The following is a 24,153-nucleotide window of genomic DNA, read 5'->3' as shown; positions in this document are numbered from 1 at the left end:
CGCGCATCCGCGAAAGCCGTCCAGCCGCCCGGCCACTGCCGATCTCGTTGCCCCCCTTGAGGACACGGCGCCTGCCATGTGCGGCAGGCGCCTCGCGATGGTCCCGGCGCTGGCCGCAGGCGGGCCGCGTCTCGGCAACCGGGATCATCGCGGTGGGTTGTGGGTCATGGTGGCTGGGGGTCGGCCCGCCAGGGCCGCCCGTCAGGGACGTGCCGCGGCAGCCCGGGCGTGCGGCCGCCCGGCTGGACACGGACATGCCGGCGCACCCTCTTCAAGCTGGCAGGATGCGATGAAACGACAAGGGTGCGCGAGCCTCTGGATCAGCCGCGAAGGGGCCAACGCCCCGGTCCAGCGGCCAGGGTCAGGCCCCGTCGCCCACGGCGGCCCCGAGGGGCGCGCGCGCATGATCCATGCGCTCTCGCTCGACCTGCTGCCGGGCGGTTGCGCTTTCCATGTCGCTGACGCCCAGCAGGTTCGCGGCCAAGCGGACGGCCGCGTCCTCCTCGGCGCTGCGGTGGCCGTCGGCCAGCGCCACGTCCCACAGCGCGCTGACAACCTCGACCCGCCGCTCCAGGGGGATGCGGTCCTTGATGGCGCGCGTGAACCGCACGGTGTCCGGGGCCTCGGCCTCGATCATCTCGGCGGCGGCACGGCGGTCGGCCGCCGCGGACGGGTCCAGGTGGCGACGGCGCGCCAGCAGGTGATCGATCCGGCCGCGTTCGGCGGGACCGTACCTGTCATCGGCCCGCGCGACCCTGACCAGCAGGGCGGCCACGGCCAGTTCGGCATCCTCCGCGGCCAGGGGCTGGTCGGGCGCGTCTTGCGCGAAAAGGCGAGTCAACAGGTTACGGAACATGACACCATTTCAGCCAAGCACCGGCAAGACGCAAGATGGTGCGTGCAAACCTATGTCAACTGTTCGCGTCCCATCCGGCAAAGATCGCCAGGTTGGCCGTGCTGCACGGTAGTCGCAGCGCCAGTGCCCGGCGGTATTCCGGGCTGTCATAGCACGCATGGGCGGCTTCGACACTGGGGAATTCGACGACGACGGTGCGGCCGGGCATCTCGCCCTCGGCCACGCGCCCCTCGGACCCGCGCACAAGGAAGCGGCCGCCGTATTTCTGAAAGGCGGCGGCATTGGCGCGGCGATAGGCCTCGTAGGCCAGCGGGTCGTTCACGGTCACATGCGCGACCCAGTATCCCTTGGGCATCAGTACCGCTCCGGCACATACAGATCGCGCGGCAGCACCTCGCGTTCATAGTCGGGATTGAACACGCGCTCGGGCAGCGTGACGGGGGTGTTCGGAACGTCGGTGTAGGGGATCAGGCTCAGCAGGTGGTCCATGCAGTTCAGCCGCGCCCGCTTCTTGTCGTTGCCGGGCACGATATACCACGGCGCCTCGGGGATCGAGGTGCGCTCGAACATGTCCTCCTTGGCCTTGGTGTAATCCTCCCACCGGATGCGCGATTGCAGGTCCATGGGCGACAGCTTCCACTGCTTCAGGGGATCGTGGATGCGCATCAGGAACCGCATCTGCTGTTCCTCGTCGGTGATCGAGAACCAGTATTTCACCAGCCGGATGCCGGATCGGACCAGCATCCGCTCGAACTCGGGGACGTCGCGGAAGAACTGCTCGACCTCGTCCTCGGTCGCGAACCCCATCACCCGCTCGACGCCCGAGCGGTTGTACCAGCTGCGGTCGAACAGCACGATCTCACCGCCCGAGGGCAGGTGCGGGACATAGCGCTGAAAGTACCACTGGGTCTTTTCGCGGTCCGAGGGCGCGGGCAGGGCCACGACGCGGGCCACGCGCGGGTTCAGGCGCTGGGTGATGCGCTTGATCGCGCCGCCCTTGCCGGCGCTGTCGCGTCCCTCGAAGAGGACGACGACCTTTTCCTTGTGGTGGCTGACCCAGTCCTGCAGCTTGATCAGCTCGGACTGGAGCCGCAGAAGCTCTCGGTAATAGATCTGCCGGGGCAGGGGATTGGGATGCAGCGCCCGGTATTCCGCCGAGAGTCGCGCGGGGATCAGCGCGTCCTCGAGGTCAAGCTCGAAGTCCTCGTCGAGCGCCTCGTCCAGGGCGAGGCTGTTGAGTTCGTCGGACATCGTGTTCCTCGCTGGTCGGGTGCCTGCTTCAACCACGCAACTGTGACAGAAATGCGACAGGACCATGGGTGTCCGGGCAGCATGACGTACGGCAGGGGGGCCAGGAACGGCAAGGGCGCGGTCGGGTCCATTGCCGGTCGTCACCGGGACGGCAGTCGGGCAGACGGTCCCTGTGCGGCAACGCCGTATTCGCCTTGCGACCGAGGCAGGGCGTCGCAGCGCCCCCGACGGCCGGTCCGCCATCGTTCCTGCGGGCAACGGGCCGTCCCGGGGCCATCCGGCGAAACGGGCGGCCTTGGCCGGGCCGCCCGTTCCCCGTTGTCTTGCGCCCGGGCGGCGCCGTAGTTCGCCGCCCCGGTGCGTGCCCGTTACTCTGCCGTCAGCAGGGGCGGGCGGTCCTTGGTCAGGCGCGGGGTCGAGGGGCCCTCGATGTCGAAGACCGGCTTGTCGTCCTCGATCCGCACCCGCACGACGCCGCCCTTGGTCAGCCGGCCGAACAGCAGTTCCTCGGCCAGCGGCTTCTTGATCGTCTCCTGGATCACGCGGCCCAGCGGGCGCGCGCCCATCCGGTCGTCATAGCCCTTTTCGGCCAGCCAGTTCGCCGCCTCGGAGGTCAGCTCGATATGGACGTTGCGGTCCATCAGCTGCGCTTCCAGTTGCAGGATGAACTTCTCGACCACCTGCACGATGACCTCGCGCGACAGCGGCGCAAAGCTGATCACCGCGTCCAGGCGGTTGCGGAACTCGGGCGTGAAGGTGCGCTCGATGGCCTCCTTGTCCTCGCCCACGCGCCGGTCGCGGCCGAACCCGATAGCGGCCTTGGCCTGGTCGGCCGCGCCCGCGTTCGAGGTCATGATCAGGATCACGTTGCGGAAATCGACCTGCCGGCCGTTGTGGTCGGTCAGCTTGCCGTGGTCCATCACCTGCAGCAGGATGTTGTAGACATCCGGGTGCGCCTTTTCGATCTCGTCCAGCAGCAGCACGCAATGCGGATGCTGGTCCACGCCGTCCGTCAGCATGCCGCCCTGGTCGAACCCCACATAGCCGGGGGGCGCGCCGATCAGGCGGCTGACGGCGTGCTTCTCCATGTACTCGCTCATGTCGAAGCGCAGCAGTTCCACGCCCAGCGTGTTCGCCAGCTGCTTGGCCACCTCGGTCTTGCCGACGCCCGTGGGTCCGGCGAACAGATAGTTGCCGATCGGCTTTTCAGGCTCGCGCAGGCCGGCCCGCGACAGCTTGATCGCGCTGGCCAGCGCCTCGATCGCGTTGTCCTGCCCGAAGACCAGCCGCTTGAGCGTCTTTTCCAGGTCGCGCAGCACCTCGGCGTCGTCCTTCGAGACGTTCTTCGGCGGGATCCGGGCGATCTTGGCGACCACGGCCTCGATCTCTCGGGGGCCGATGACCTTGCGGCGGCGGCTTTCGGCCACGACATGCTGGGCCGCCCCCGCCTCGTCGATCACGTCGATGGCCGAGTCGGGCAGCTTGCGGTCGTTGATGTAGCGCGCAGCCAGTTCCACGGCCGACTTGATCGCTTCGCTGGTATAGCGCAGCTCGTGGTGCTTTTCGAAGCTGGGCTTCAGGCCCATCAGGATCTTGATCGTGTCGGGCACCGTCGGCTCGTTCACGTCGATCTTCTGGAACCGGCGCGACAGCGCGCGGTCCTTCTCGAAGTGCTGGCGGAACTCCTTGTAGGTCGTGGACCCCATGCAGCGCAGCTTGCCGCCGGCCAGCGCCGGCTTGAGCAGGTTCGACGCATCCATCGCCCCGCCCGAGGTCGCCCCCGCGCCGATCACGGTGTGGATCTCGTCGATGAACAGGATGGCGTCGTCATGCTCCTCCAGTTCCTTGACGACGGCCTTCAGCCGCTCCTCGAAGTCGCCGCGATAGCGGGTGCCGGCCAGCAGTGCGCCCATGTCCAGCGAATAGATCGTCGCCCCCTTCAGCACGTCCGGCGTCTCGCCGCGCGTGATCTTCAGCGCCAGGCCCTCGGCGATGGCGGTCTTGCCGACGCCGGGATCGCCCACCAGCAAGGGGTTGTTCTTGCGGCGGCGGCACAGGACCTGGATGCAGCGCTCGACCTCGCCCTCGCGGCCGATCAGCGGGTCCACGTCGCCCGCGTTGGCCTTGCGGTTCAGGTCGACGCAGTATTTCGCCAGCGCGCTGTCGTCGGCCTTGGCCTGCGCGGCCTCGGCCTTGGGGGCGTCGCCCTCGGCGCCCTGCACGCTGCGCGGCTCGGAAAACGACGGGTTCTTGGCCACCCCATGCGCGATGAAGTTCACCGCGTCATAGCGGGTCATGTCCAGTTCCTGCAGGAAATAGGCGGCGTTGGATTCACGCTCGGCGAAGATCGCGACCAGCACGTTGGCGCCCGTGACCTCGGACCGGCCCGACGACTGCACGTGAATCGCCGCGCGCTGGATCACGCGCTGGAACGCGGCGGTCGGCACCGCCTCGGACCCCTCGACGTCGGTGATCAGCGTGGAAAGGTCGTCCTCGATGAAATCGGTCAGCAGGCGGCGCAGTTCGCCCAGATCGACGTTGCAGGCCCGCATGACCTTGACGGCGTCGGGCTCCTCGGTCAGCGCGAGCAGCAGGTGTTCCAGGGTCGCCAGTTCGTGCCTGTGCTGGTTGGCCAGCGACAGCGCGGCATGGATTGCCTGTTCCAGGGTGTTCGAAAATGACGGCACGAGACGGCTCCTGTCAGTCGGCTGGCGGTCTGGACCCCGACCTGGGACCCACCTGACCAGACTGTCACGATACAGTTAAGGATCGGTGCATTTCGGCGCAGCGCAAGCTGTATTCTGCGGCTTGGGCGCGAAACTGCGGCGGCTGAGGCAGATGTGATCACGCGCGCGGGGCATTTCAAGCAGCCGTCAGCCGCGGAACCCGTCCTTGCCCGCACGAAGCCGCGCGAAGGCGGCCAGCGGGTCCTCGTCCGGGCGGGCCAGGTCTCGCGCGCGCAGGAATGGGTTCGTCGCTTTTTCCTCGGCCAGCGTCGCGGGCGAGCAGGGGCGCTGGCCCGCCGTGACCGCGTCCAGTCGCGCCCGCAGCGCGGCGTTGCCCGGATCGACCGACAGGGCGAAGGCGCCGTTCCCGCGGCAATAGTCATGGCCCGAGCAGACCAGCGTGTCGTCGGGCAGGGCCGCCAGCCGCGACAGGCTGTCCCACATCTGGGCGGCCGTCCCCTCGAACAGCCGGCCGCAGCCAAGCGCCATCAGGCTGTCGGCGGTGAAGACCAGCCCGGAGGCGGGGAAATGAAACGCGACATGGCCGACCGTGTGGCCGGGCACGTCGAGGACCGCGACCGTCTCGCCGCACGCCGCGACGTCCGTGCCGGCCGACAGCGCGCGGTCCAGCGGCGGCAGGCGGTGGGCGTCGGCGCCGTTGCCCCAGACCTGCGCGCCGGTCGCGGCGACGATCCGGGGAACCGCCTGGATGTGGTCGTCGTGATGATGGGTCAGCAGGATCGCGTCCAGCCGCCCCCCGATCCGGTCCAGCCCGGCCAGGATCGGCGCCGCCTCGGGCGCGTCGATCAGCACCGTCTGCCCGCTCGCCTGCACCAGATAGGCGTAGTTGTCGGTCAGGCAGCGTATCGTGTGGACCGTGGCCGGCATTGGCAACCCCCAGTTGTTCTGGCACGGTCAGCCAAGCCGAATCCCGGCGGGAACGCAATGCATCACGACGTCATCGACCTGCGTGCCTTCTACTATCAGCGTGCGCTGGGCCGGGTGGTCCAGCGCATCCTGCGCGACCGCATGACCGCGCTGTGGCCGGCCGAGGGCACGACGGGCATGACGGTCGCGGGCTACGGCTTTGCCGTGCCGCTGCTGCGCCCCTATGTCCCGCGGGCGCGCCGGGTCAGCGCGCTGATGCCGGGGCCGCAGGGCGTCATGGGCTGGCCCCTCGGCGCGCCCAACCGCACCGTGATGTGCGACGAGGACGCCTGGCCGCTGGAAACCGGCAGCGTGGATCGTCTGGTGATGCTGCACGGGCTGGAAACCGCCGACCATCCCGCCGCCCTGATGGCCGAGGCGTGGCGGGTCCTGGGGCCCGGGGGGCGGATGCTGGTGATGGTCCCGAACCGCGCCGGCCTGTGGGCGCAAAGCGAGGCCACGCCCTTCGGGCTGGGGCGCAGCTACAGCCGCGGGCAGCTGGACGCGCAGGCGCGCGCCGCGGGTTTTGTCACCGAACGCACCGGGGCTGCGCTGTACATCCCGCCGTCCGACCGGCGGTTCTGGCTGAAAAGCGCACAGTGGTGGGAGAGGATGGGCACGCGGATCGCCTCGGTCCTGGTGGCGGGCGTGGTGCTGGCGGAACTGACCAAGCAGGTCAGCGCGCCCGTGGGGCCGGGCAGCCTGGTCAGCGTGCGCAGCCCATTGCAAGTGCTGGAGGGGATACGCCGGCCCCACCCGGCCAGGCCGCTGGCCCCGCACGCCTCGACCCGCGCGCCGGCGCCCTGACACGGGCGGCCCGTCGATTCGCCGCGCCGGCACCGCGGTGTCTCGCAGGTCCGACCGCCGGGACCGCGCGCAGGCATGCGTGGCGGGCCGCCGATGGTCCGCGGCGTGCCGGCCCGTCGCGTGTGCGGACGTTAGCGCAACCGCCCGACTTTGCATGGAACCCTTGTCATTTTCGGGCGTCGGGCTGTTGCGAGACCCAGCATGTGCTGTTAGAGACGCCGCAGATTTCAGGGACTGCCCCGGATTGACGGGGCGCGTTCCACCGTCCGCGCCCCGCGACTGACCGGCAGATCGCCGGCCCGGCCTGCGGGGTCACGCGCAAACCAAAGGGGTGTCCGTGGCCAATACCGCGTCTATTTCCGCCAACATCGCCGGGCGTTACGCGCAAGCCTTGTTCGACCTGGTCAGCGAACAGGGCGCGATCGACGCGCTTGCCCCCCAGGTCCAGGCGCTGGACGCCGCGCTGCGCGACAGCGCCGACCTGCGCACGCTGATCGGCTCGCCGCTGTATTCGCGCGAGCAGCAGGAAGCCGCCATCGGCAGCATCGCCGAGCGCATGGGCCTGATGCCCGTTCTTGCCAACACGCTGCGCCTGATGGCGCAGAACCGCCGCCTGTTCGCGCTGCCTCAGCTGGTGGACCGGCTGACCGCGCTGGTCGCCGACGCACGGGGCGAGGTCACGGCCGACGTGGTGGCCGCCGCGCCCCTGAACGCGGAGCAGGAGCGCCGGTTGACCGAGACGCTGGCGCAGAAATCCGGCAAGATCGTGAAACTGAACACGCGGGTCGACGAAGGTCTGATCGGCGGAATGATTGTCAAGCTGGGCTCGCAGATGATCGACAGCTCGATCCGCTCGAAGCTCGCTTCCCTGCAGAATGTCATGAAAGAGGTCGGATAAATGGGAATCCAGGCTGCCGAGATTTCGGCGATCCTCAAGGATCAGATCAAGAATTTCGGTCAGGACGCCGAGGTGGCCGAGGTCGGCCAGGTGCTGTCGGTCGGCGACGGCATTGCGCGCGTTCACGGCCTGGACAAGGTTCAGGCCGGCGAGATGGTGGAATTCCCCGGCGGCATCCGCGGCATGGTGCTGAACCTGGAAACCGACAACGTCGGCATCGTGATCTTCGGCGACGACCGCTCGATCAAGGAAGGCGACACCGTCAAGCGCACCCGGTCGATCGTGGACGTGCCGGTGGGACCGGCGCTGCTGGGCCGCGTCGTCGACGCGCTGGGCAACCCCATCGACGGCAAGGGCCCGATCGAGGCGACCGAGCGTCGCGTGGCCGACGTCAAGGCCCCCGGCATCATGCCCCGCAAGTCGGTGCACGAGCCGATGGCGACCGGCCTCAAATCGGTGGACGCGATGATCCCCGTCGGCCGCGGCCAGCGCGAGCTGATCATCGGCGACCGGCAGACCGGCAAGACCGCCATCGCCCTGGACACCATCCTGAACCAGCAGAACTACAACGGCCGTGAAAACGACGGCATGAAGACGCTGCACTGCTTCTATGTCGCCATCGGGCAGAAGCGGTCGACCGTCGCCCAGCTGGTCAAGAAGCTGGAAGAAAGCGGCGCCATGGCCTATACCACGGTCATCGCCGCGACCGCGTCGGAACCCGCGCCGATGCAGTATCTGGCCCCCTATGCCGCGACCGCGATGGCGGAATACTTCCGCGACAACGGCATGGACGCGCTGATCATCTATGACGACCTGTCCAAGCAGGCCGTGGCCTATCGCCAGATGTCGCTGCTGCTGCGCCGCCCGCCGGGGCGCGAGGCCTATCCGGGCGACGTGTTCTATCTGCACTCGCGCCTGCTGGAGCGTTCGGCCAAGCTGAACGAGAACCACGGCGGCGGCTCGCTGACCGCGCTGCCGATCATCGAGACGCAGGCGGGCGACGTGTCGGCCTATATCCCGACGAACGTCATCTCGATCACGGACGGCCAGATCTTCCTGGAAACCGACCTGTTCTTCCAGGGCGTCCGTCCGGCCGTGAACACCGGCCTGTCGGTGTCGCGCGTGGGGTCGGCCGCCCAGACCAACGCGATGAAATCCGTCGCAGGCCCGGTCAAGCTGGAACTGGCGCAGTATCGTGAAATGGCCGCGTTCGCGCAGTTCGGGTCCGACCTGGACGCGGCGACGCAGCGCCTGCTGAACCGCGGCGCGCGCCTGACCGAACTGATGAAGCAGCCGCAGTACGCGCCGCTGACCAACGCCGAGATCGTGACCGTCATCTATGCCGGCACCAAGGGCTATCTGGACAACGTGCCGGTGCGCGAGGTCGGCAAGTGGGAGCAGGGCCTGCTGCAGTTCATGCGCAACCAGCATGCCGACGTCCTGGACTGGCTGACCCGCGAGGACCCCAAGATCAAGGGCGAGGCCGAGACGCGGCTGAAGGCGGTTCTGGACGCCTACGCCAAGACGGCCGCCTGAGGAGACGGGGACAATGCCCAGCCTCAAGGACCTGAAGAACCGGATCGGCAGCGTCAAGAACACGCGCAAGATCACCAAGGCGATGCAGATGGTCGCCGCCGCCAAGCTGCGCCGCGCGCAGGAGGCGGCGGAGGCGGCGCGGCCCTATGCCGAACGGATGTCTGCGGTCATGGCCGGCCTGACCTCGGCCGCCGCCGGGTCCGAAGGCGCGCCGCGTCTTCTGGCGGGCACCGGGTCGGACCAGCGGCACCTGCTGGTGGTCCTGACGTCCGAGCGCGGCCTTGCCGGCGGCTTCAACAGCTCGATCGTCAAGCTGGCGCGCCAGCAGGCCGAGACGCTGGCTGGGGAAGGCAAGACCGTGGCGATCATGACCGTGGGCAAGAAGGCTCGCGAGCAGCTGAAACGCGAGCATGGCCAGCGCTTTGTCCACCACGTCGATCTGTCCGAGGTCAAGCGCGTCGGCTATGACACCGCCCGCGGAATCGCCGACGAGATCCTCGACCGCTTCGAGGGCGGTGATTTCGACGTGGCGACGCTGTTCTACAGCCGGTTCGAAACCGTCATCAGCCAGGTGCCGACCGCGCGCCAGATCATCCCTGCGGTGATCGAGGCCGGCAAGGACGCCGGCGGCGCCAGCGCGCTTTACGATTATGAGCCGGGCGAGGAGGCCATCCTGGCCGAGCTGCTTCCGCGCTCGGTCGCCACGCAGGTGTTTGCCGCGCTGCTCGAGAACGCCGCCTCGGAGCAGGGCGCGCGGATGACCGCAATGGACAACGCCACGCGGAACGCGGGCGACATGATCGACCGCCTGACGACCGTCTACAACCGGTCGCGCCAAGCCGCGATCACCAAGGAACTCATCGAAATCATTTCGGGCGCCGAGGCGCTCTGACCGAAACGCAGGGGTAGAAGATGGCAGCCACAGGCAAGATCACCCAGGTCATCGGCGCGGTCGTGGACGTTCAGTTCGACGACCAGCTGCCGGCGATCCTGAACGCGCTCGAGACCGAGAACAACGGCAAGAAACTGGTGCTGGAAGTGGCCCAGCACCTGGGCGAGAACACCGTCCGCGCCATCGCCATGGACGCGACCGAAGGCATGGTCCGCGGCGCATCCGTCACCGACACGGGCGGGCCGATCATGGTGCCGGTGGGCGACGTGACGCTGGGCCGCATCCTGAACGTCGTGGGCGAGCCGGTGGACGACCGCGGCCCGGTCGGCGCCAGCGAAAAGCGCGCCATCCACCAGCCCGCGCCGGAATTCGCGGCGCAGGCCACCAGTTCGGAGATCCTGGTCACGGGCATCAAGGTCATCGACCTGCTGGCCCCCTATTCCAAGGGCGGCAAGATCGGCCTGTTCGGCGGCGCCGGTGTGGGCAAGACCGTTCTGATCATGGAGCTGATCAACAACATCGCCAAGGTGCACTCGGGCTATTCCGTGTTCGCCGGCGTGGGCGAGCGGACGCGCGAGGGCAACGACCTTTACCACGAGATGGTGGAATCGGGCGTCATCAAGGAAGACGACCTGGGCTCCAGCCAGGTGGCGCTGGTCTATGGCCAGATGAACGAGCCGCCGGGCGCGCGGATGCGCGTGGCGCTGACCGGCCTGACGATTGCCGAGCAGTTCCGCGACCAGTCGGGCACGGACGTGCTGTTCTTCGTGGACAACATCTTCCGCTTCACCCAGGCGGGCTCCGAGGTGTCGGCGCTGCTGGGCCGCATCCCGTCGGCCGTGGGGTACCAGCCGACGCTGGCCACCGACATGGGCGCGCTGCAGGAACGCATCACCTCGACCAAGGCGGGGTCCATCACCTCGGTGCAGGCCATCTACGTGCCGGCCGACGACCTGACCGACCCGGCGCCCGCGGCCTCGTTCGCGCACCTCGACGCCACCACGGTGCTGTCGCGCGCGATCTCGGAACTGGGCATCTATCCGGCGGTGGACCCGCTCGATTCGACCAGCCGCATCCTTGACCCGGCCGTCGTCGGCGAGGAGCATTACGGCGTCGCCCGCGACGTCCAGGGCATCCTGCAGAAGTACAAGTCGCTGCAGGACATCATCGCCATCCTCGGGATGGACGAACTGTCCGAGGAGGACAAGCTGACGGTGGCCCGCGCCCGCAAGATCCAGCGATTCCTGTCGCAGCCCTTCGACGTGGCCAAGGTCTTCACCGGCTCGGACGGCGTGCAGGTCCCCCTGGAGGAGACGATCCGCTCGTTCAAGGCGGTCGTGGCCGGCGATTACGACCATCTGCCCGAGGCGGCCTTCTACATGGTCGGCGGGATCGAGGACGTGAAGGCCAAGGCGCAGCGCATGGCCGCGGACGCGGCGTAAGGGGAGCATCATGGCCGACACGATGCAGTTCGACCTGGTGTCGCCGGAGCGGAACCTGGTGTCCGTTCCCGCGCGCGAGGTCCGGCTGCCGGGCATCGACGGCGATCTGACCGCCATGCCCGGCCACGCCGCCACGATCGTCACGCTGCGGCCGGGCCTGGTCACGGTGGTGGACGGTCAGGGCACGGCGACCGAGTTCGCCGTGACCGGCGGCTTTGCCGAGATCACCGGCGACAGCGTCAGCCTGCTGGCGGAACGCGGCCACGCGCGCGCCGACATCACGCAGGACATCTACAACGAGATGATGCGTGACGCCCGCAGGGCCAAGCAAGCCGCCGAGGCCCGTCGCGGCACCGCGGGCGAAGAGTTCGTCGCCGCGGCTGCCAAGATGCTGGGCGACATGGAGGCCCTGGGCACCCATGTCGGTCTGGACCCGAACCAGTCGACGGTCCCGGACTGAGCCGCGCAGGATACGGCCTGAACTGCCTAAAATGCAAGCCTCGGCATTCCGCCGGGGCTTGTCTTGTCCTATCAGCCATCAGGAGATCAGGGCGACACGCGTCGGCCCACCTGACGGAGAAATCTGGATGCTGCGGATCGACCATGCGGCCATCGGTGTCCTGCGCGGCTCGCAGATCCTGTTTTCCGCCTGCGAGGATGGCGGCGAGATGTGGACCGGCCGCGGCGCGCGGTCGGTGCGCTATCCTGTCAGCTTCCCCGAACCGTTCCTGTCGCCCCCCGTGGTCCATGTCGGGCTGGGCATGTGGGACATCGCGGTCGAGCACAACCAGCGTGCTGACATCTCGGCCGTCGATGTGACCGAAACCGGGTTCGTGCTGCTGTTCAAGACCTGGTCCGACACCAAGGTGGCGCGGGTGCGGGCCGAATGGCTGGCCATCGGCGCGCTTCCCCATCAGGACGCCTTCGACGTGGACTGAGCTGAGTTCCTCACGCCCCTGCCGGCGAAGGGCTTTTTCCTGTCAGGCCCGGTCCAGGTTCACCCGGATCAGCCCCGCCACCTCGTCTGGGTGGGTCAGGGGGGCCATGTGATGCGCGCCGGGCACCAGGGCGTGCCCGACATCTGCCAGGCGCGCCGCCAGGGCCTCGGCAATCGCGTGGATGCTCGGGGGCGACTGCGCGCCCGAGATCAGCATCACAGGCGCGTCGATGGCCTCGATCCCGCCGTCGCGCAGGATGCGGCCCCGGTCCTGATAAAGGTCTGGTACGCTGTCCAGCATCGTCGCCATCTGCGTCTGCAACTGCGCCTGCGTCCCCGCAGTGGCCGCATCCAGATCGGTCCCGCCCCAGTACGCCATGAACGCCCGTGTCGATGCGGCGCGGTCGCCTGCCGCCTCGGCGGCCTGCACCCTCGTCATCAGCCCGTCCGGGTCGCGGTCCGCGGGGGGCAGGGCGGCGAACAGGACCGGCTCGATCAGCGTCAGGCTGCGGATGGCGTGCGGGGCAGCGACGGCGAGCCGCAGCGCCACGACCGCGCCGAAGCTGTGGCCGATCAGGTCCACCGGCCGGTCGATGGCCGCCCCCACCAGACGCGTGGCCGTGGTGGTGAAATCGGGGCCCTTTGTCGGCGACCAGGGCGCGCTGCGCCCGTGAGCCGGCCAGTCGGGCGCGCGCAGGTCGATGCAGCCGCCCAGCCGATCGGCGATCGGCCCCCAGGACGCGCCGCTGCCCAGCATGCAATGCAGCGCCAGCGCCGGCCGGTCGGCCGCGCCGGGCCAGTGCCGCCAGTGGACCCCGCTCACGCCGCGGCCAGGTATCGGTCCAGAAAGTCCAGCCGATCCTGGCCGAAGAACCGCTGATCGCTGTCGGTCACGATGTAGAAGGGTGACCCGAAGACCCCCGCCGCCACCGCCCGTTCCAGGTTGCGGCCATAGGTTTCCGCCCCCACGAACAGCCCGCGGTCGGCCAGCGCCGGGTCAAAGCCTGCGGCGGCCAGCGCCTCGCGGATGACGGCATCGTCGGCGATGTCGCGCCCATGGGCGAACCGCGCCGCAAGCAGGCCCTGCACCAGCCCCGCGACATCGCCGCCCGCCTCTTGCGCGGCGATGATGGCATAGGACGACGGCGCCATGTTGGCCAGCGGCAGGTCCATGCGCAGCGGCAGTCCCAGGTATGCGGCCCAGCGCGGCAGTTCCTGCGCGCGGTATTCAAGGCGCGACGGGTGCCGGTCGGCGGGACGGACCCCGCCGGTGCGGTCGAACAGCTGCAGGATGTCCAGCGGGCGATAGGTGATCGTGGCCCCGTGACGGGCGGCGATCTCCTCGAGCCGATTGCCCGCCAGATAAGCCCAGGGGCTGATCGTTCCGAAGTAATAGTCGATCTGTGCCATGCCACCCCCTGTCGCCGGTTTGCCGGGACGCTATCGCGGTGTTAATCGGGGCGCAATCGCGCGATTCCCCCCACGCTGGTCCTGTCCGCGCCGCCCACAGACCCGGAGATCCCATGCCCGCCATGACCGAACCCAAGCTGATCGCGGGCAATGCCAACCGCCCGCTGGCCACCGCCATCGCGCGGCGCATGTCGATGCACCGCGGCATGAACGTGGCGCCCGTCAACGCGCGGGTGGAACGCTTCAACGACCAGGAAATCTTCGTCGAGGTCTACGAGAACGTGCGCGGCGAGGACATGTACATCGTCCAGCCCACGTCGAACCCGGCCAACGACAACCTGATGGAACTGCTGATCATGGCCGATGCGCTGCGCCGGTCGTCGGCCGCGCGCATCACCGCCGTGATCCCCTATTTCGGCTATGCCCGCCAGGATCGCCGGGCCAAGGCCCGCACCCCCATCAGCGCCAAGCTGGTGGCCAACCTGCTGACCGAGGCGGGCGTGGACCGGGTGCTGACGCTGGACCTGCACGCCGCCCAGATCCAGGGGTTCTTCGACATCCCCGTGGACAACCTTTACGCCGCACCGATCTTTTCGCTGGACATCATCCACCACTTCAAGGGCCGCATGGACGGGCTGATGGTCGTGTCCCCCGACGTCGGCGGCGTGGCCCGTGCGCGCGAGATCGCGGCCCGCATCGACGCGCCGCTGGCGATCGTGGACAAGCGGCGCGAAAAGGCCGGCGAGATCGCCGAGATGACGGTGATCGGCGATGTCGAGGGCAAGACCTGCATCATCGTGGACGACATCTGCGACACGGCCGGCACGCTGGTCAAGGCGGCGCAGCTGCTGGTCGATCACGGCGCGACCGAGGTCCACGCCTATATCACGCATGGCGTGCTGTCGGGTCCGGCGGTCGAGCGGATCGAGAATTCCGTTATGAAATCGCTGGTGATCACCGATTCGATCGAGCCGTCCGAACGGGTGAAGACCGCCCGCAACATCCGCATCGTTCCCACCGCCCCGCTGTTTGCGCAGGCGATCATGTCGATCTGGAACGGCACCTCGGTGTCGAGCCTGTTCGAGCTGGACACGCTTCAGCCGGTCTATGAGGGGCTGTATTCAGCATCATGACCCGCGGGCGCGCCCATCTTGCCGCGGCGGTCCTGGCGGGCCTTGCCGCGCAGGCGGCGGCGGCCGCGCCCGCAGGACTGCGGCTGGCCAGCGACGAGATCTGCAACGGCGCGCGCCTGCAGGTCTGGTATGCCCCCGAGGCGCCCGCCGCCATGCTGCGCGCGGGCGCGCCAGCGGTGCGCGGGGCGCAGCGGATCGAGCTGCACGTCACAAACCTCGCCAACCCGCCCGACCGGCCCTTTGACTTCCTCGATCCCGCGGTGCTGACCGGCGTGGTGCGCGTCTGGCGCGGCACCGGGGCGGATCAGGCCGAGGTGACGTGGGACCCGCACCGACCTGCCGAAGGTGGGCCGCGGCCCGTGCGCTATCGCTTCGAAGGGGTCGGCGACACGCTGCGCACGCGCATCCCCTACGCCTCGCTGCGCGCGATCCTGCGCCCCCAGGATGTCCAGCCCGGCCGCTATCGGATCATCCTTGACCAGCCGCTGCTGCCGTGGGTCGACGGCGCGGCCTGCGCCATCAGCGTCCCGCCGCTGGACGTTCGCCTGCGCTAGGCGTCCGCCCTGTCTCTCGCCAGCGCCCGCCAGCCGATGTCGCGGCGATGGAACCCGCCGGGCCAGTCCACCGACTGGGCCAGCGCATAGGCCCGGTCGCGCGCCTCGGCCAGCGTGGCGCCGCGGCCGGTGGCGTTCAGCACCCGCCCGCCCGCCGCGACGATATGGCCGTCGCGCTCGGCCGTTCCGGCGTGAAACATCATCTGCAACGCGCTTTCCGACAACCCGTCCAGCCCCCCGATCACCGTGTCCCTGACCGGATCGCCGGGATAGCCCTCGGCCGCCATCACCACCGTCAGCGCATGATCGTCGGCCCAGTTGACCGACAGGCCCGCCAGCCGCCCTTCGGCGCAGGCCTGGATCAGGTCCAGCGCCTGCGCGCCAAGGCGCATCATCAGGACCTGCGTCTCGGGGTCGCCAAAGCGGACGTTGTATTCGACCAGCCGCGCCCGCCCGGCCGCGATCATCAGCCCCGCGTACAGCACGCCCTGAAACCGGGTGCCGCGGCGCGCCATCTCGTCCACGGTGGGCTGCACGATCTCGGCCATCACCTGCGCCTGAATGGCCTCGGTCAGCACCGGCGCGGGGGAATAGGCGCCCATGCCGCCGGTGTTGGGCCCGGTGTCGCCTTCTCCCACGCGCTTGTGGTCCTGCGCGGTGCCGATGGGCAGGCACGTCACGCCGTCGCACAGGACGAAGAAGCTGGCTTCCTCGCCCTCCATGAACTCCTCGATCACGACCTCGGCCCCCGCCGCACCGAAGGCGCCGCCCAAGGCCGCGTCCACCGCGGCCTCGGCCTCGGCCACCGTCAGGGCGACGGTGACGCCCTTGCCGGCGGCCAGCCCGTCGGCCTTGACGACGATGGGCGCGCCCTGCGCCGCGATATGGGCGCGTGCCGCCGCGGCGTCGCTGAACCGCGCCCAGCCGGCGGTGGGCGCGCCGCAGGCATCGCAGATCTGCTTGGTGAAGGCTTTCGACGCCTCGAGCATCGCGGCCGCGCGCGAAGGGCCAAAGACCGCGATTCCCGCCGCCCGCACGACATCGGCCACGCCCGCGGCCAGCGGCGCCTCGGGGCCGATCACGACCAGGTCGATGGCGTGCTCCTCGCAGAACCCGGCCACGGCCGCCCCGTCGGTGATCGCCAGATCCGCGCAGCGCGCGATGGCGGCGATGCCGGGGTTGCCGGGGGCCACGATCAGGCGGTCGCATTTCGGGTTCTGCCGGATCGCCCAGGCCAGCGCGTGTTCGCGCCCGCCGCCGCCCAGGATCAGGATGTTCATCGGAAACCCCCTTGCTGTCGGGCCGGCTTTAGGGGGATCGGTGCAGCCCGGCAAGGGGTGTGCCGCGGTGGCGGGATCGGGGCCGGCTCAGCCCAGCACCCGCATCGCGGTGGTCAGCCCCTCCAGCGTCAGGGGCAGCATCCGGTTCTCGAAGATCTCGCCCACCATCCCGATGGACGGCGTATAGCCCCAGTGCTGACGCGGCACCGGGTTCAGCCACACATGGTCGGGCCAGGTCTCGGCCGCGCGGCGCAGCCAAAGCTGCCCCGGCTCGGGGTTCCAGTGCTCGTTCGCGCCCCCGGGCGCCACGATCTCGTAGGGCGACATCGAGGCGTCGCCCACGAAGATCACCTTCCAGTCGCGGCCCAGCCGGTGCAGCAGGTCCCAGGTCGGGATCGTCCGGTCCCAGCGGCGGCGATTGTCGCGCCACACCGCCTCGTAGAGGCAGTTGTGAAAGTAATAGTGCTCAAGATGCTTGAACTCGGACCGCGCGGCGGAAAACAGCTCGTCCACGACGCGGACATGGTCGTCCATCGACCCGCCCACATCCAGCAGCAGCAGGACCTTGACGGCGTTGCGCCGTTCCGGACGCGTCTGCACGTCGATATAGCCGTGGTCCGCCGTGGCGCGGATGGTGGCAGGCAGATCCAGTTCATCGGCCGCGCCGTGGCGCGCCCACTGGCGCAGGCGTTTCAGCGCCACCTTGATGTTGCGGGTGCCCAGCTCGACGCTGTCGTCGAAGTCGCGGAACTCGCGCTTGTCCCAGACCTTGACGGCGCGGCGGTGGCGGCTTTCGGCCTGGCCGATGCGCACCCCTTCGGGGTTGTAGCCGTAGGCGCCAAAGGGCGAGGTGCCGGCCGTGCCGATCCACTTGCTGCCGCCCTGATGGCGCTTTTCCTGCTCGGCCAGGCGCTGGCGCAGCTTGTCCATCAACGCCTCGAAGCTGCCAGCGCCCTCGATGGCGGCCTTCTCCTCGTCGGTCAGCAGCTTTTCGGCCAGCTTCTCCAGCCACTCGGGCGGCAGGGCGGTCTGGCTGACCAGCGCGTCCACCGGCACGGTGTCCAGCCCGGCAAAGCTTTCGGCAAAGGCCCGGTCATAGCGGTCGATGTGGCGTTCGTCCTTGACAAGGATGATGCGGCCCAGGGCATGGAACTCCTCGACCGACCAGCCCGAGACGCCGGCCTGCATGGCACCCATCAGGTCCAGCCATTCCCGCAGGCTGACCGGCACGCCGTGGCGGCGGAGGGAGTCGAGGAACGGGCGGAACACCGGGCCTAGCCCCGCAGCGCGCGATCGATCAGGATCGTTGCGAACAATCCCACGATGGCGAACGCGATGCCATGGACCGCGGCATACTGCAGGCGGTCCTTGCCGTTGCCGTTCCGCCGCCGTGCGCGCAGATCGCCCCACAGGGCGCCAAGAACAAGGGCGGCGATGACGATCATGGGCAATTCCTGCAAGCGCCCCTGATGCTAGGGCGGCGGCCGGGGCGACACAAGGCCCCCAGGCCGTGCCGTCCGGGCGGCGGGGGCCGGGCAATTTTCTGCCGAAGGGTTGATCGGGGGGCATCGCGGGTCTAGCTTGGGGATAACTTGAGAAATCGGAGGGCGTTTCGTCATGACGCCCAAGCGTCCCGCGGGTGCGGACGCGTTCCCAACACCGACGGTTGAGCCTGCCTGCACCCGCAAGCCCGACGAGTCGTCGCTGTACGCGGCGCTCGATCTGGGAACCAACAGTTGCCGGATGCTGATCGCCCGTCCCACGGGCAGTCAGTTCCAGGTGATCGACAGCTTCTCGAAGCCGGTCCAGCTCGGGCTGGGTCTCGAGGCCTCCAACCGCCTGTCGCGCCAGTCGATGGCGCGGACGGTCCATGCCCTGCAGGTCTGCCGCCGCAAGCTTGAGAGCCACGGCGTCACCCGCATGCGGCTGGTCGCGACCGAGGCGTGCCGGCGTGCGCGCAACAGCCGCGATTTCATGCGCACCATCCAGCGCGAGACCGGCCTGCCGATCGAGGTCATCGGCCCCGAGGAGGAGGCGCGGCTGGCCGTGATCTCGTGCGCGCCGCTGGTCAGCCTGCGCACCGAGCAGTTGCTGGTGGTGGACATCGGCGGCGGCTCGACCGAGCTGGTCTGGATCGACCTCAGCGGGGTCGAGCCGGCGGAACGGCCGCGGTCCATCATGCGGCTGTCGGACGGATTCGGCGACACCACGCCAGGGGCCGCCCGTGTCGTGGACTGGATCAGCGTGCCCCTGGGGGTCGCGACCCTGCGCGACCAGTTCGACGATGTCGAGGACGACCCCGGCCGATTCGCGCTGATGAGCTGGCATTTCGAGGAGATGCTGGCGAACTTCACGCCCTATGCCACGGCGCGCCTTCCGGCCGACGACTTCCAGATCATCGGGACGTCGGGAACGGTGACGACGGTCGCGGCCAGCCACCTGGGCCTGCGGCGCTATGACCGCACCAAGGTGGACGGGCTGGTGATGACGACCGCGCAGATCGACCGGGTGATCCACGACTATCTTGCACTGGGCCCCGAGGGGCGGCGGACCGATCCACGGATCGGCCGGGAACGGCATGCGCTGATCATGTCGGGCGCGGCGATCCTGCAGACCCTGATGCGGGTCTGGCCGACCAACCGCATGTCGGTGGCCGACCGCGGCCTGCGCGAGGGCTTGCTCTATGCCCAGATGGTGCGCGATGGGGTGCTGGCGCCCGAGGGGCTGAACGGAGTGGCATGATGGCGGATGGCGGCAAGGGCAGCGGGGCAGGGGGCGGCGGCGCGGGCAGCCGGGCGGGCAAGGCCAGTTCGGGCCGCGGCCAGCGCGACCTGCGGGTGCGCGTCAAGACCGCCAAGGGGCGCAAGCTGTCCAGCACGCTGTGGCTGGAGCGGCAACTGAACGATCCCTATGTCGTGCGCGCCAAGCGCGAGGGCTATCGCGGCCGCGCCGCCTACAAGATCCTGGAACTGGACGACCGCTATGGCTTTCTCAGGCCCGGCGCCCGCGTGGTCGATCTGGGCTGTGCGCCCGGGGGCTGGTGCCAGGTCGCCGTGGACCGCGTGAACGCGCTGGGCGAACGGTCGGGCAAGCCGCGCGGCACGGTGCTGGGGGTGGACCTGCAGGCGGTGGATCCCATCCCCGGGGCCGAGATCCACCAGCTTGACTTCTTGGAGGACGATGCCGACGCGCGGGTCAAGGGCTGGCTGGGCGGGCGCGCGGATGTGGTGATGTCGGACATGGCGGCCTCGGCGTCCGGGCACAAGGGCACGGACCACCTGCGGATCGTCGCGCTGGTCGAGGCGGCGGCGCAGTTCGCGTTCGATGTGCTCGAGCCGGGCGGCACCTTCGTGGCCAAGGTGCTTGCGGGCGGGGCCGAGCGAGGGCTTCAGGCCACGCTGAAGCAGAACTTCGCCAAGGTCGCCAACGTCAAGCCCCCCGCCAGCCGATCCGATTCATCGGAAAAATTCGTGGTCGCGACAGGGTTTCGCGGTCCTTCTCAAGGCAGCGCGCAGGACCCCGCAGAGGCGGACTGGCCCGACGGGGAAGGTGATGGACCACAGGACCCGGCCCGGCCCGGACAGGACGGTGCCGCCGAACCGTGACGGCGGCGCGTGTCGCCCTGCGATCCGCCGATCGGAAGGGCGTCGGCAATCCTGAGCGTCGCGGTTCAGTTCGTCACGCGGGCCGGAACGCGTCGGCCGGCCGGCCCGTCGCCGCCATGAAGGCGCGGTTCAGATGCGCGGCGCCGGTAAAGCCCAGCGCGTCGGCGATCTGTCCCAGGCTGCGGCTGCGGTCGGCCAGCAGGGCGCGCGCGCGGGCCAGCCGCAGGTCATAGATCAGATCCAGCGCGCTGCGTCCGCGCTGGGCGCGGCAGGCCCGGTCCAGCGCCCCGGCCGAGATGCCCAGCGCGTCGGCCAGGTCAGCCAGGGTCCGGCCGCGACCCAGTTCGCGGGCCGCAAGGTCCATGAAATCCGCGACGATCCGGCGGTCATGGGCGGGGCCGTCCAGCGGCCCGCCCGCCGCCAGCCGGTGCAGTTGCGCCGAGATCAGCCCGATCCGGCACGCCGCCGTCGCCGCCGCCAGCGGGTCCAAGGCCCGTGCCGCCAGCGCGGCAAGATCGGCCGAGAATGCGTCGCTTGCGCCCGCGCCGACCACCATCCCGCCCGGCAAGGGCACGTCGAGGCCTGCGGCGCACTCGCGCGTCATCAGCGGAACCTGTCCCGCAGCGCCCGGTTGCGGCTGGGCCCCGAAGGCTGTTCCCGCGGGGATGAAGATCACGCTGCCCCGGGCGTGGTCGGCATGGCCGCGGGGCAGCAGGATCCGCATCGCGCCGGCCGTCACGCGAATCAGGCAGTGGTCCCCCCGTGCCCGCGCCGCCAGTCGCCCCGCGCCGCCCCAGACGAAATCGGCCAGCGGCACCAGCCTGACCCCGGTCGCCGGGGGCCGCGGCCGCGCGGCATAAGGGCGCAGGCTGGGGGCCGGCCGCGTGTCGTTCGCCGGAACCCTGGCGGCGGGTGCGGCAGATTCGGGGGGGTCGATCAAGGTGGGGGCAAGCACCGCGACATCGGGCCGGTTATCAACCGGCGGTTCCGTGTCAAGCCTGCGAATCGGGTCGATGCTCATTCTGGGTGCCTATCGGCGGAATGTCGCACATCAACGATCGCGCAGGCCGATGCGTTCCGCAATGGAAAACGATACCGAATGCACCATGATCCACCGATGTTGCCGCAACGGCCCGGCGGGCTAGGGCGCCGCCGCCACCGGCACCCAGTCCCGCATGCGTCCGCGGAACCAGATCCGCTGCGACTTGGCATACTGCCGCGTGGCGATCACCGCGCGGTCCCGCGCCGCGGACAGGGAGATTCGCCCGTCCAGATGATCGACCAGATCGGCCGCCCCGATCGCGCGCGCCCACTGGGCACCCGGCGTCCAGCGCGGGCGCATTGCCCGGACCTCATCCAGCGCCCCCTTGTCCAGCATCGCGTCGAAGCGCGCGGCGATCCGGGCCGCCAGGCGGTCGCGGTCGGCCTGGACCACCAGCCGCGCGGCGTCCTTGTCGGCGATCAGGGGCGGGGGCGTCTCGGCCTGCCAGTCGGCCAGGCCGCGCCCGGTGGCGGCCAGGACCTCCCACGCGCGCTGGACGCGGGCCGGGTTCCTCAGGTCGATGCCCGACGCGGTGCGCGGGTCCAGCGCCGCAACCATCGCGTCCAGCCCCCCGGACGCCAGCCAGGCGTCGGCGCGCGCGCGGATGTCGGGGGGCACTGGCGGCACCACGGCCAGACCGCGGGTCAGCGCGGTCAGGTAAAGCCCAGTGCCGCCCGCGACGACCAGCCGTTCGCCGCCCCCGACCAGGGCCGCCATCTCGGACAGCCAGTCGCCGACGGAATAGCCGCGGTCGGGCGGCACATGGCCATACAGCCGGTGCGGGGCCGCGGCCTCGTCGGCCGGCGTGGGCCGCGCCGTCAGCACCCGCCAGCACGACCAGACCTGCAACGCGTCGGCGTTGACCACGACGCCGCCCTGCCGCGCGGCGATGGCCAGCGCCAGCGCCGACTTTCCCGACGCGGTCGGCCCGGCAATCAGAACGTGGCGCTCGGGGTCCAGCGCGGCGATCACGCCGCCAGGATCGGCCACGCTCAGCATGAAACGGGGGCGCGGGGGACGCGCCAGGGCATCTGGTTGAACATGGCCCCTGTCTGCGCCATTTTGCGCGCCGGGAAAATCAGGACGGGTGCCGCCATGACCAACGACATCACCACGGCATCAAGGCCCCTCGACCGGGTCATGCTGAAGATCTCGGGCGAGGCGCTGATGGGCGACCAGGGCTACGGCCTGCACCCGCCGACCGTCGCGCGCATCGCCGACGAGGTCGAGGCGGTGCACGCCATGGGCGTGGAAATCTGCATGGTCATCGGGGGCGGCAACATCTTCCGCGGGCTGCAGGGCAGCGCCCAGGGGATGGAGCGGACGACCGCCGACTATATGGGGATGCTGGCCACGGTGATGAACGCGCTGGCCATGCAGTCCGCGCTGGAGGCCAAGGGCCTGCACTGCCGCGTCATCAGCGCCATCCGCATGGACGAGGTGTGCGAGCCCTACATCCGCCGCCGCGCCATCCGGCATCTCGAGAAAAAGCGCATCGTCATCTTTGCCGCCGGCACCGGCAACCCGTATTTCACCACCGACACCGCCGCCACGCTGCGCGCCAACGAGATGAACTGCGAAGCCATCTTCAAGGGCACCAAGGTGGACGGCGTCTATGACAAGGACCCGGTCAAGCACGCGGACGCCAAGCGCTATCAGACCGTCAGCTATGACGAGGTGCTGCAAAAGCACCTTGCGGTGATGGACGCCTCGGCCATCGCGCTGGCCCGTGACAACAACCTGCCGATCATCGTGTTCTCTCTGGACGAGCCGGGCGGCTTTCGCGGCATTCTGGCCGGGACCGGCACCTGCACGCGGGTCCACGGCTAGGGCCGGAACCCGGACGCGGCGCATTCGTTCTGCCTGATCATGCAGCACGAGGCGTCCATGTCCGAGCAGATCCCCCTTTCAGACGACGCCAGCGCGCTGGAGCCTGAACTGGACGCGGCGCGGCGCGATCACACCCACGAGGTCGCGCCCGACCTGGCCTATCGCCGGCTGGGGATCGTCAATGTGGTCTTTGTCGGTCCCGCCGGTGCGGGCGACCGGGGCTGGGTGCTGATCGACGCGGGCCTGGCCGGAACCGCCGGCCTGATCCGCAGCGCCGCGCAGGCGCGCTTCGGCCCCGACTCGCGTCCGGCGGCCATCGTGATGACGCACGGGCATTTCGACCATGTCGGCGCGCTGGAACAGCTTGCCGAGGCGTGGGACGTCCCCGTCCACGCGCATCCGCTGGAACATCCCTACCTGAACGGCAGCGCCGCCTATCCCCCCGCCGATCCGGGCGTGGGGGGCGGCCTGATGGCGCGCCTGTCGCGGCTGTATCCGACCCGGCCCGTCGATGTGGGCGCCCGGTTGCGGGCCTTGCCCGAGGACGGCAGCGTGCCGTTCATGCCGGGTTGGCGCTGGGTTCACACGCCCGGCCATTCGGTCGGCCATGTCTCGCTGTGGCGCGAGCAGGACGGCGCGCTGATCGTGGGCGACGCCTTCTGCACGACGGGACAGGAATCGGCCTATGACGTCGCCCGGCAGGAGCCGCAGATGCACGGCCCGCCGATGTATTTCACCATCGACTGGCAGGCCGCCGAGGAGTCGGTGCGCCGCCTGGCCGCCCTGCGCCCCGAACTTGCGCTGACATTCCACGGCCAGCCCATGCGCGGCCCCGAGATGCGGGGCGCGCTGGACCGGCTGGCGGCCGAGTTCCGCACTGTCGCGGTCCCGTCCAAGGGCAGGTATGTGGCCGCGCCGCGACACGCCGCCGACGGCAGCGCCTATGAGGCGCCGTGAACGGCCTGCGCGCGGCGGCACACCTGTACAAGCCTGGTCCCCAGCCGCTATAGAGCCGAAAAACAACCTG

At 69.7% G+C, this 24,153-nt stretch carries 25 protein-coding genes; 13 read left to right on the top strand and 12 right to left on the bottom strand.

Annotated features, from left to right (window positions below):
- Window positions 1–361: 361 nt before the first annotated feature.
- The 5 genes from DPQ23_RS10110 to gloB form a co-directional block, all read right to left on the bottom strand.
- The gene (locus DPQ23_RS10110; RefSeq protein ID WP_112874569.1) at window positions 362–856 is read right to left on the bottom strand and encodes a tellurite resistance TerB family protein; all 495 of its coding nucleotides are present in this window, start codon (window positions 854–856) and stop codon (window positions 362–364) included.
- Between the two features lie 55 nt (window positions 857–911).
- A complete protein-coding gene (locus DPQ23_RS10105) occupies window positions 912–1,211 on the bottom strand; it encodes a DUF1330 domain-containing protein (protein ID WP_112874568.1) in 300 nt (99 codons plus the stop codon).
- A complete protein-coding gene (ppk2, locus tag DPQ23_RS10100; RefSeq protein WP_112874567.1) occupies window positions 1,211–2,107 on the bottom strand; it encodes a polyphosphate kinase 2 in 897 nt (298 codons plus the stop codon). The genes DPQ23_RS10105 and ppk2 overlap by 1 nt, the downstream gene beginning before the upstream one ends.
- Before the next feature lie 368 nt (window positions 2,108–2,475).
- Window positions 2,476–4,794: an ATP-dependent Clp protease ATP-binding subunit ClpA gene (gene clpA / locus DPQ23_RS10095; protein ID WP_112874566.1), complete on the bottom strand. Its 2,319-nt coding sequence runs from the start codon at window positions 4,792–4,794 to the stop codon at window positions 2,476–2,478.
- 186 nt (window positions 4,795–4,980) lie between these two features.
- Window positions 4,981–5,721 carry a hydroxyacylglutathione hydrolase gene (gloB, locus tag DPQ23_RS10090; protein ID WP_112874565.1) on the bottom strand — a complete coding sequence of 247 codons (741 nt, stop codon included), beginning with the start codon at window positions 5,719–5,721 and terminating at the stop codon, window positions 4,981–4,983.
- A 57-nt stretch (window positions 5,722–5,778) separates the two neighbouring features.
- On the opposite strand from gloB, the gene DPQ23_RS10085 reads away from it, so the two are divergent.
- The 7 genes from DPQ23_RS10085 to DPQ23_RS10055 all read left to right on the top strand — a co-directional run bounded on the left by DPQ23_RS10085 (window position 5,779) and on the right by DPQ23_RS10055 (window position 12,273).
- A complete protein-coding gene (locus DPQ23_RS10085) occupies window positions 5,779–6,567 on the top strand; it encodes a class I SAM-dependent methyltransferase (RefSeq protein ID WP_112874564.1) in 789 nt (262 codons plus the stop codon).
- Between the two features lie 331 nt (window positions 6,568–6,898).
- Entirely contained in the window at window positions 6,899–7,465 is a 567-nt protein-coding gene (locus DPQ23_RS10080) for a F0F1 ATP synthase subunit delta (protein ID WP_112874563.1), read from the top strand.
- The gene (gene atpA, locus DPQ23_RS10075) at window positions 7,466–9,001 is read left to right on the top strand and encodes a F0F1 ATP synthase subunit alpha (RefSeq protein ID WP_112874562.1); all 1,536 of its coding nucleotides are present in this window, start codon (window positions 7,466–7,468) and stop codon (window positions 8,999–9,001) included.
- 13 nt (window positions 9,002–9,014) lie between these two features.
- A complete protein-coding gene (locus tag DPQ23_RS10070) occupies window positions 9,015–9,893 on the top strand; it encodes a F0F1 ATP synthase subunit gamma (RefSeq protein WP_112874561.1) in 879 nt (292 codons plus the stop codon).
- A 20-nt stretch (window positions 9,894–9,913) separates the two neighbouring features.
- Complete coding sequence (atpD, locus tag DPQ23_RS10065) at window positions 9,914–11,335, top strand: F0F1 ATP synthase subunit beta (RefSeq protein WP_112874560.1); 1,422 nt, start codon at window positions 9,914–9,916, stop codon at window positions 11,333–11,335.
- Between the two features lie 10 nt (window positions 11,336–11,345).
- Window positions 11,346–11,795 (top strand): F0F1 ATP synthase subunit epsilon, encoded by a 450-nt coding sequence (locus DPQ23_RS10060; protein WP_112874559.1) that lies wholly within the window; start codon window positions 11,346–11,348, stop codon window positions 11,793–11,795.
- 127 nt (window positions 11,796–11,922) lie between these two features.
- The gene (locus tag DPQ23_RS10055) at window positions 11,923–12,273 is read left to right on the top strand and encodes an H-type lectin domain-containing protein (protein WP_112874558.1); all 351 of its coding nucleotides are present in this window, start codon (window positions 11,923–11,925) and stop codon (window positions 12,271–12,273) included.
- A gap of 42 nt (window positions 12,274–12,315) precedes the next feature.
- Here DPQ23_RS10055 and DPQ23_RS10050 read toward each other — a convergent pair whose 3' ends face one another.
- Window positions 12,316–13,095 carry an alpha/beta fold hydrolase gene (locus DPQ23_RS10050; RefSeq protein WP_112874557.1) on the bottom strand — a complete coding sequence of 260 codons (780 nt, stop codon included), beginning with the start codon at window positions 13,093–13,095 and terminating at the stop codon, window positions 12,316–12,318.
- Window positions 13,092–13,682, bottom strand: a complete 591-nt coding sequence (locus tag DPQ23_RS10045) for a 2-hydroxychromene-2-carboxylate isomerase (RefSeq protein ID WP_112874556.1) — start codon at window positions 13,680–13,682, stop codon at window positions 13,092–13,094. The genes DPQ23_RS10050 and DPQ23_RS10045 overlap by 4 nt, the downstream gene beginning before the upstream one ends.
- A 113-nt stretch (window positions 13,683–13,795) precedes the next feature.
- On the opposite strand from DPQ23_RS10045, the gene DPQ23_RS10040 reads away from it, so the two are divergent.
- Together DPQ23_RS10040 and DPQ23_RS10035 are read left to right on the top strand one after the other, a co-directional pair.
- The gene (locus DPQ23_RS10040) at window positions 13,796–14,815 is read left to right on the top strand and encodes a ribose-phosphate pyrophosphokinase (protein ID WP_112874555.1); all 1,020 of its coding nucleotides are present in this window, start codon (window positions 13,796–13,798) and stop codon (window positions 14,813–14,815) included.
- Window positions 14,812–15,369: a hypothetical protein gene (locus tag DPQ23_RS10035; RefSeq protein WP_112874554.1), complete on the top strand. Its 558-nt coding sequence runs from the start codon at window positions 14,812–14,814 to the stop codon at window positions 15,367–15,369. The genes DPQ23_RS10040 and DPQ23_RS10035 overlap by 4 nt, the downstream gene beginning before the upstream one ends.
- Here the strand turns inward: DPQ23_RS10035 and purD are convergent.
- The 3 genes from purD to DPQ23_RS15640 form a co-directional block, all read right to left on the bottom strand.
- The gene (gene purD / locus DPQ23_RS10030; protein ID WP_112874553.1) at window positions 15,366–16,649 is read right to left on the bottom strand and encodes a phosphoribosylamine--glycine ligase; all 1,284 of its coding nucleotides are present in this window, start codon (window positions 16,647–16,649) and stop codon (window positions 15,366–15,368) included. The genes DPQ23_RS10035 and purD overlap by 4 nt on opposite strands.
- Window positions 16,650–16,736: 87 nt before the next feature.
- Complete coding sequence (locus DPQ23_RS10025) at window positions 16,737–17,918, bottom strand: vWA domain-containing protein (protein WP_112874552.1); 1,182 nt, start codon at window positions 17,916–17,918, stop codon at window positions 16,737–16,739.
- A 5-nt stretch (window positions 17,919–17,923) separates the two neighbouring features.
- Complete coding sequence (locus tag DPQ23_RS15640) at window positions 17,924–18,094, bottom strand: hypothetical protein (RefSeq protein WP_170310776.1); 171 nt, start codon at window positions 18,092–18,094, stop codon at window positions 17,924–17,926.
- A 172-nt stretch (window positions 18,095–18,266) separates the two neighbouring features.
- On the opposite strand from DPQ23_RS15640, the gene DPQ23_RS10020 reads away from it, so the two are divergent.
- A complete protein-coding gene (locus DPQ23_RS10020) occupies window positions 18,267–19,391 on the top strand; it encodes a Ppx/GppA phosphatase family protein (protein ID WP_112874551.1) in 1,125 nt (374 codons plus the stop codon).
- Entirely contained in the window at window positions 19,391–20,254 is an 864-nt protein-coding gene (locus DPQ23_RS10015) for an RlmE family RNA methyltransferase (RefSeq protein WP_112874550.1), read from the top strand. The genes DPQ23_RS10020 and DPQ23_RS10015 overlap by 1 nt, the downstream gene beginning before the upstream one ends.
- Before the next feature lie 73 nt (window positions 20,255–20,327).
- Here the strand turns inward: DPQ23_RS10015 and DPQ23_RS10010 are convergent, their stop codons facing one another.
- Window positions 20,328–21,275 (bottom strand): helix-turn-helix domain-containing protein, encoded by a 948-nt coding sequence (locus DPQ23_RS10010; protein WP_112874549.1) that lies wholly within the window; start codon window positions 21,273–21,275, stop codon window positions 20,328–20,330.
- Window positions 21,276–21,395: 120 nt separating this feature from the next.
- Window positions 21,396–22,295, bottom strand: a complete 900-nt coding sequence (miaA, locus tag DPQ23_RS10005; RefSeq protein WP_112874548.1) for a tRNA (adenosine(37)-N6)-dimethylallyltransferase MiaA — start codon at window positions 22,293–22,295, stop codon at window positions 21,396–21,398.
- 96 nt (window positions 22,296–22,391) lie between these two features.
- On the opposite strand from miaA, the gene pyrH reads away from it, so the two are divergent.
- Together pyrH and DPQ23_RS09995 are read left to right on the top strand one after the other, a co-directional pair.
- Window positions 22,392–23,126: a UMP kinase gene (pyrH, locus tag DPQ23_RS10000; protein WP_170310775.1), complete on the top strand. Its 735-nt coding sequence runs from the start codon at window positions 22,392–22,394 to the stop codon at window positions 23,124–23,126.
- A 57-nt stretch (window positions 23,127–23,183) separates the two neighbouring features.
- Entirely contained in the window at window positions 23,184–24,083 is a 900-nt protein-coding gene (locus DPQ23_RS09995) for an MBL fold metallo-hydrolase (protein WP_112874598.1), read from the top strand.
- Window positions 24,084–24,153: the final 70 nt, after the last annotated feature.

It is taken from the genome of Paracoccus endophyticus (assembly GCF_003286075.1).
Lineage (GTDB): Bacteria > Pseudomonadota > Alphaproteobacteria > Rhodobacterales > Rhodobacteraceae > Paracoccus > Paracoccus endophyticus.
The sequence above is the reverse complement of the archived record's forward strand: the minus strand, read 5'-3'. Positions and strand labels throughout refer to the sequence as shown.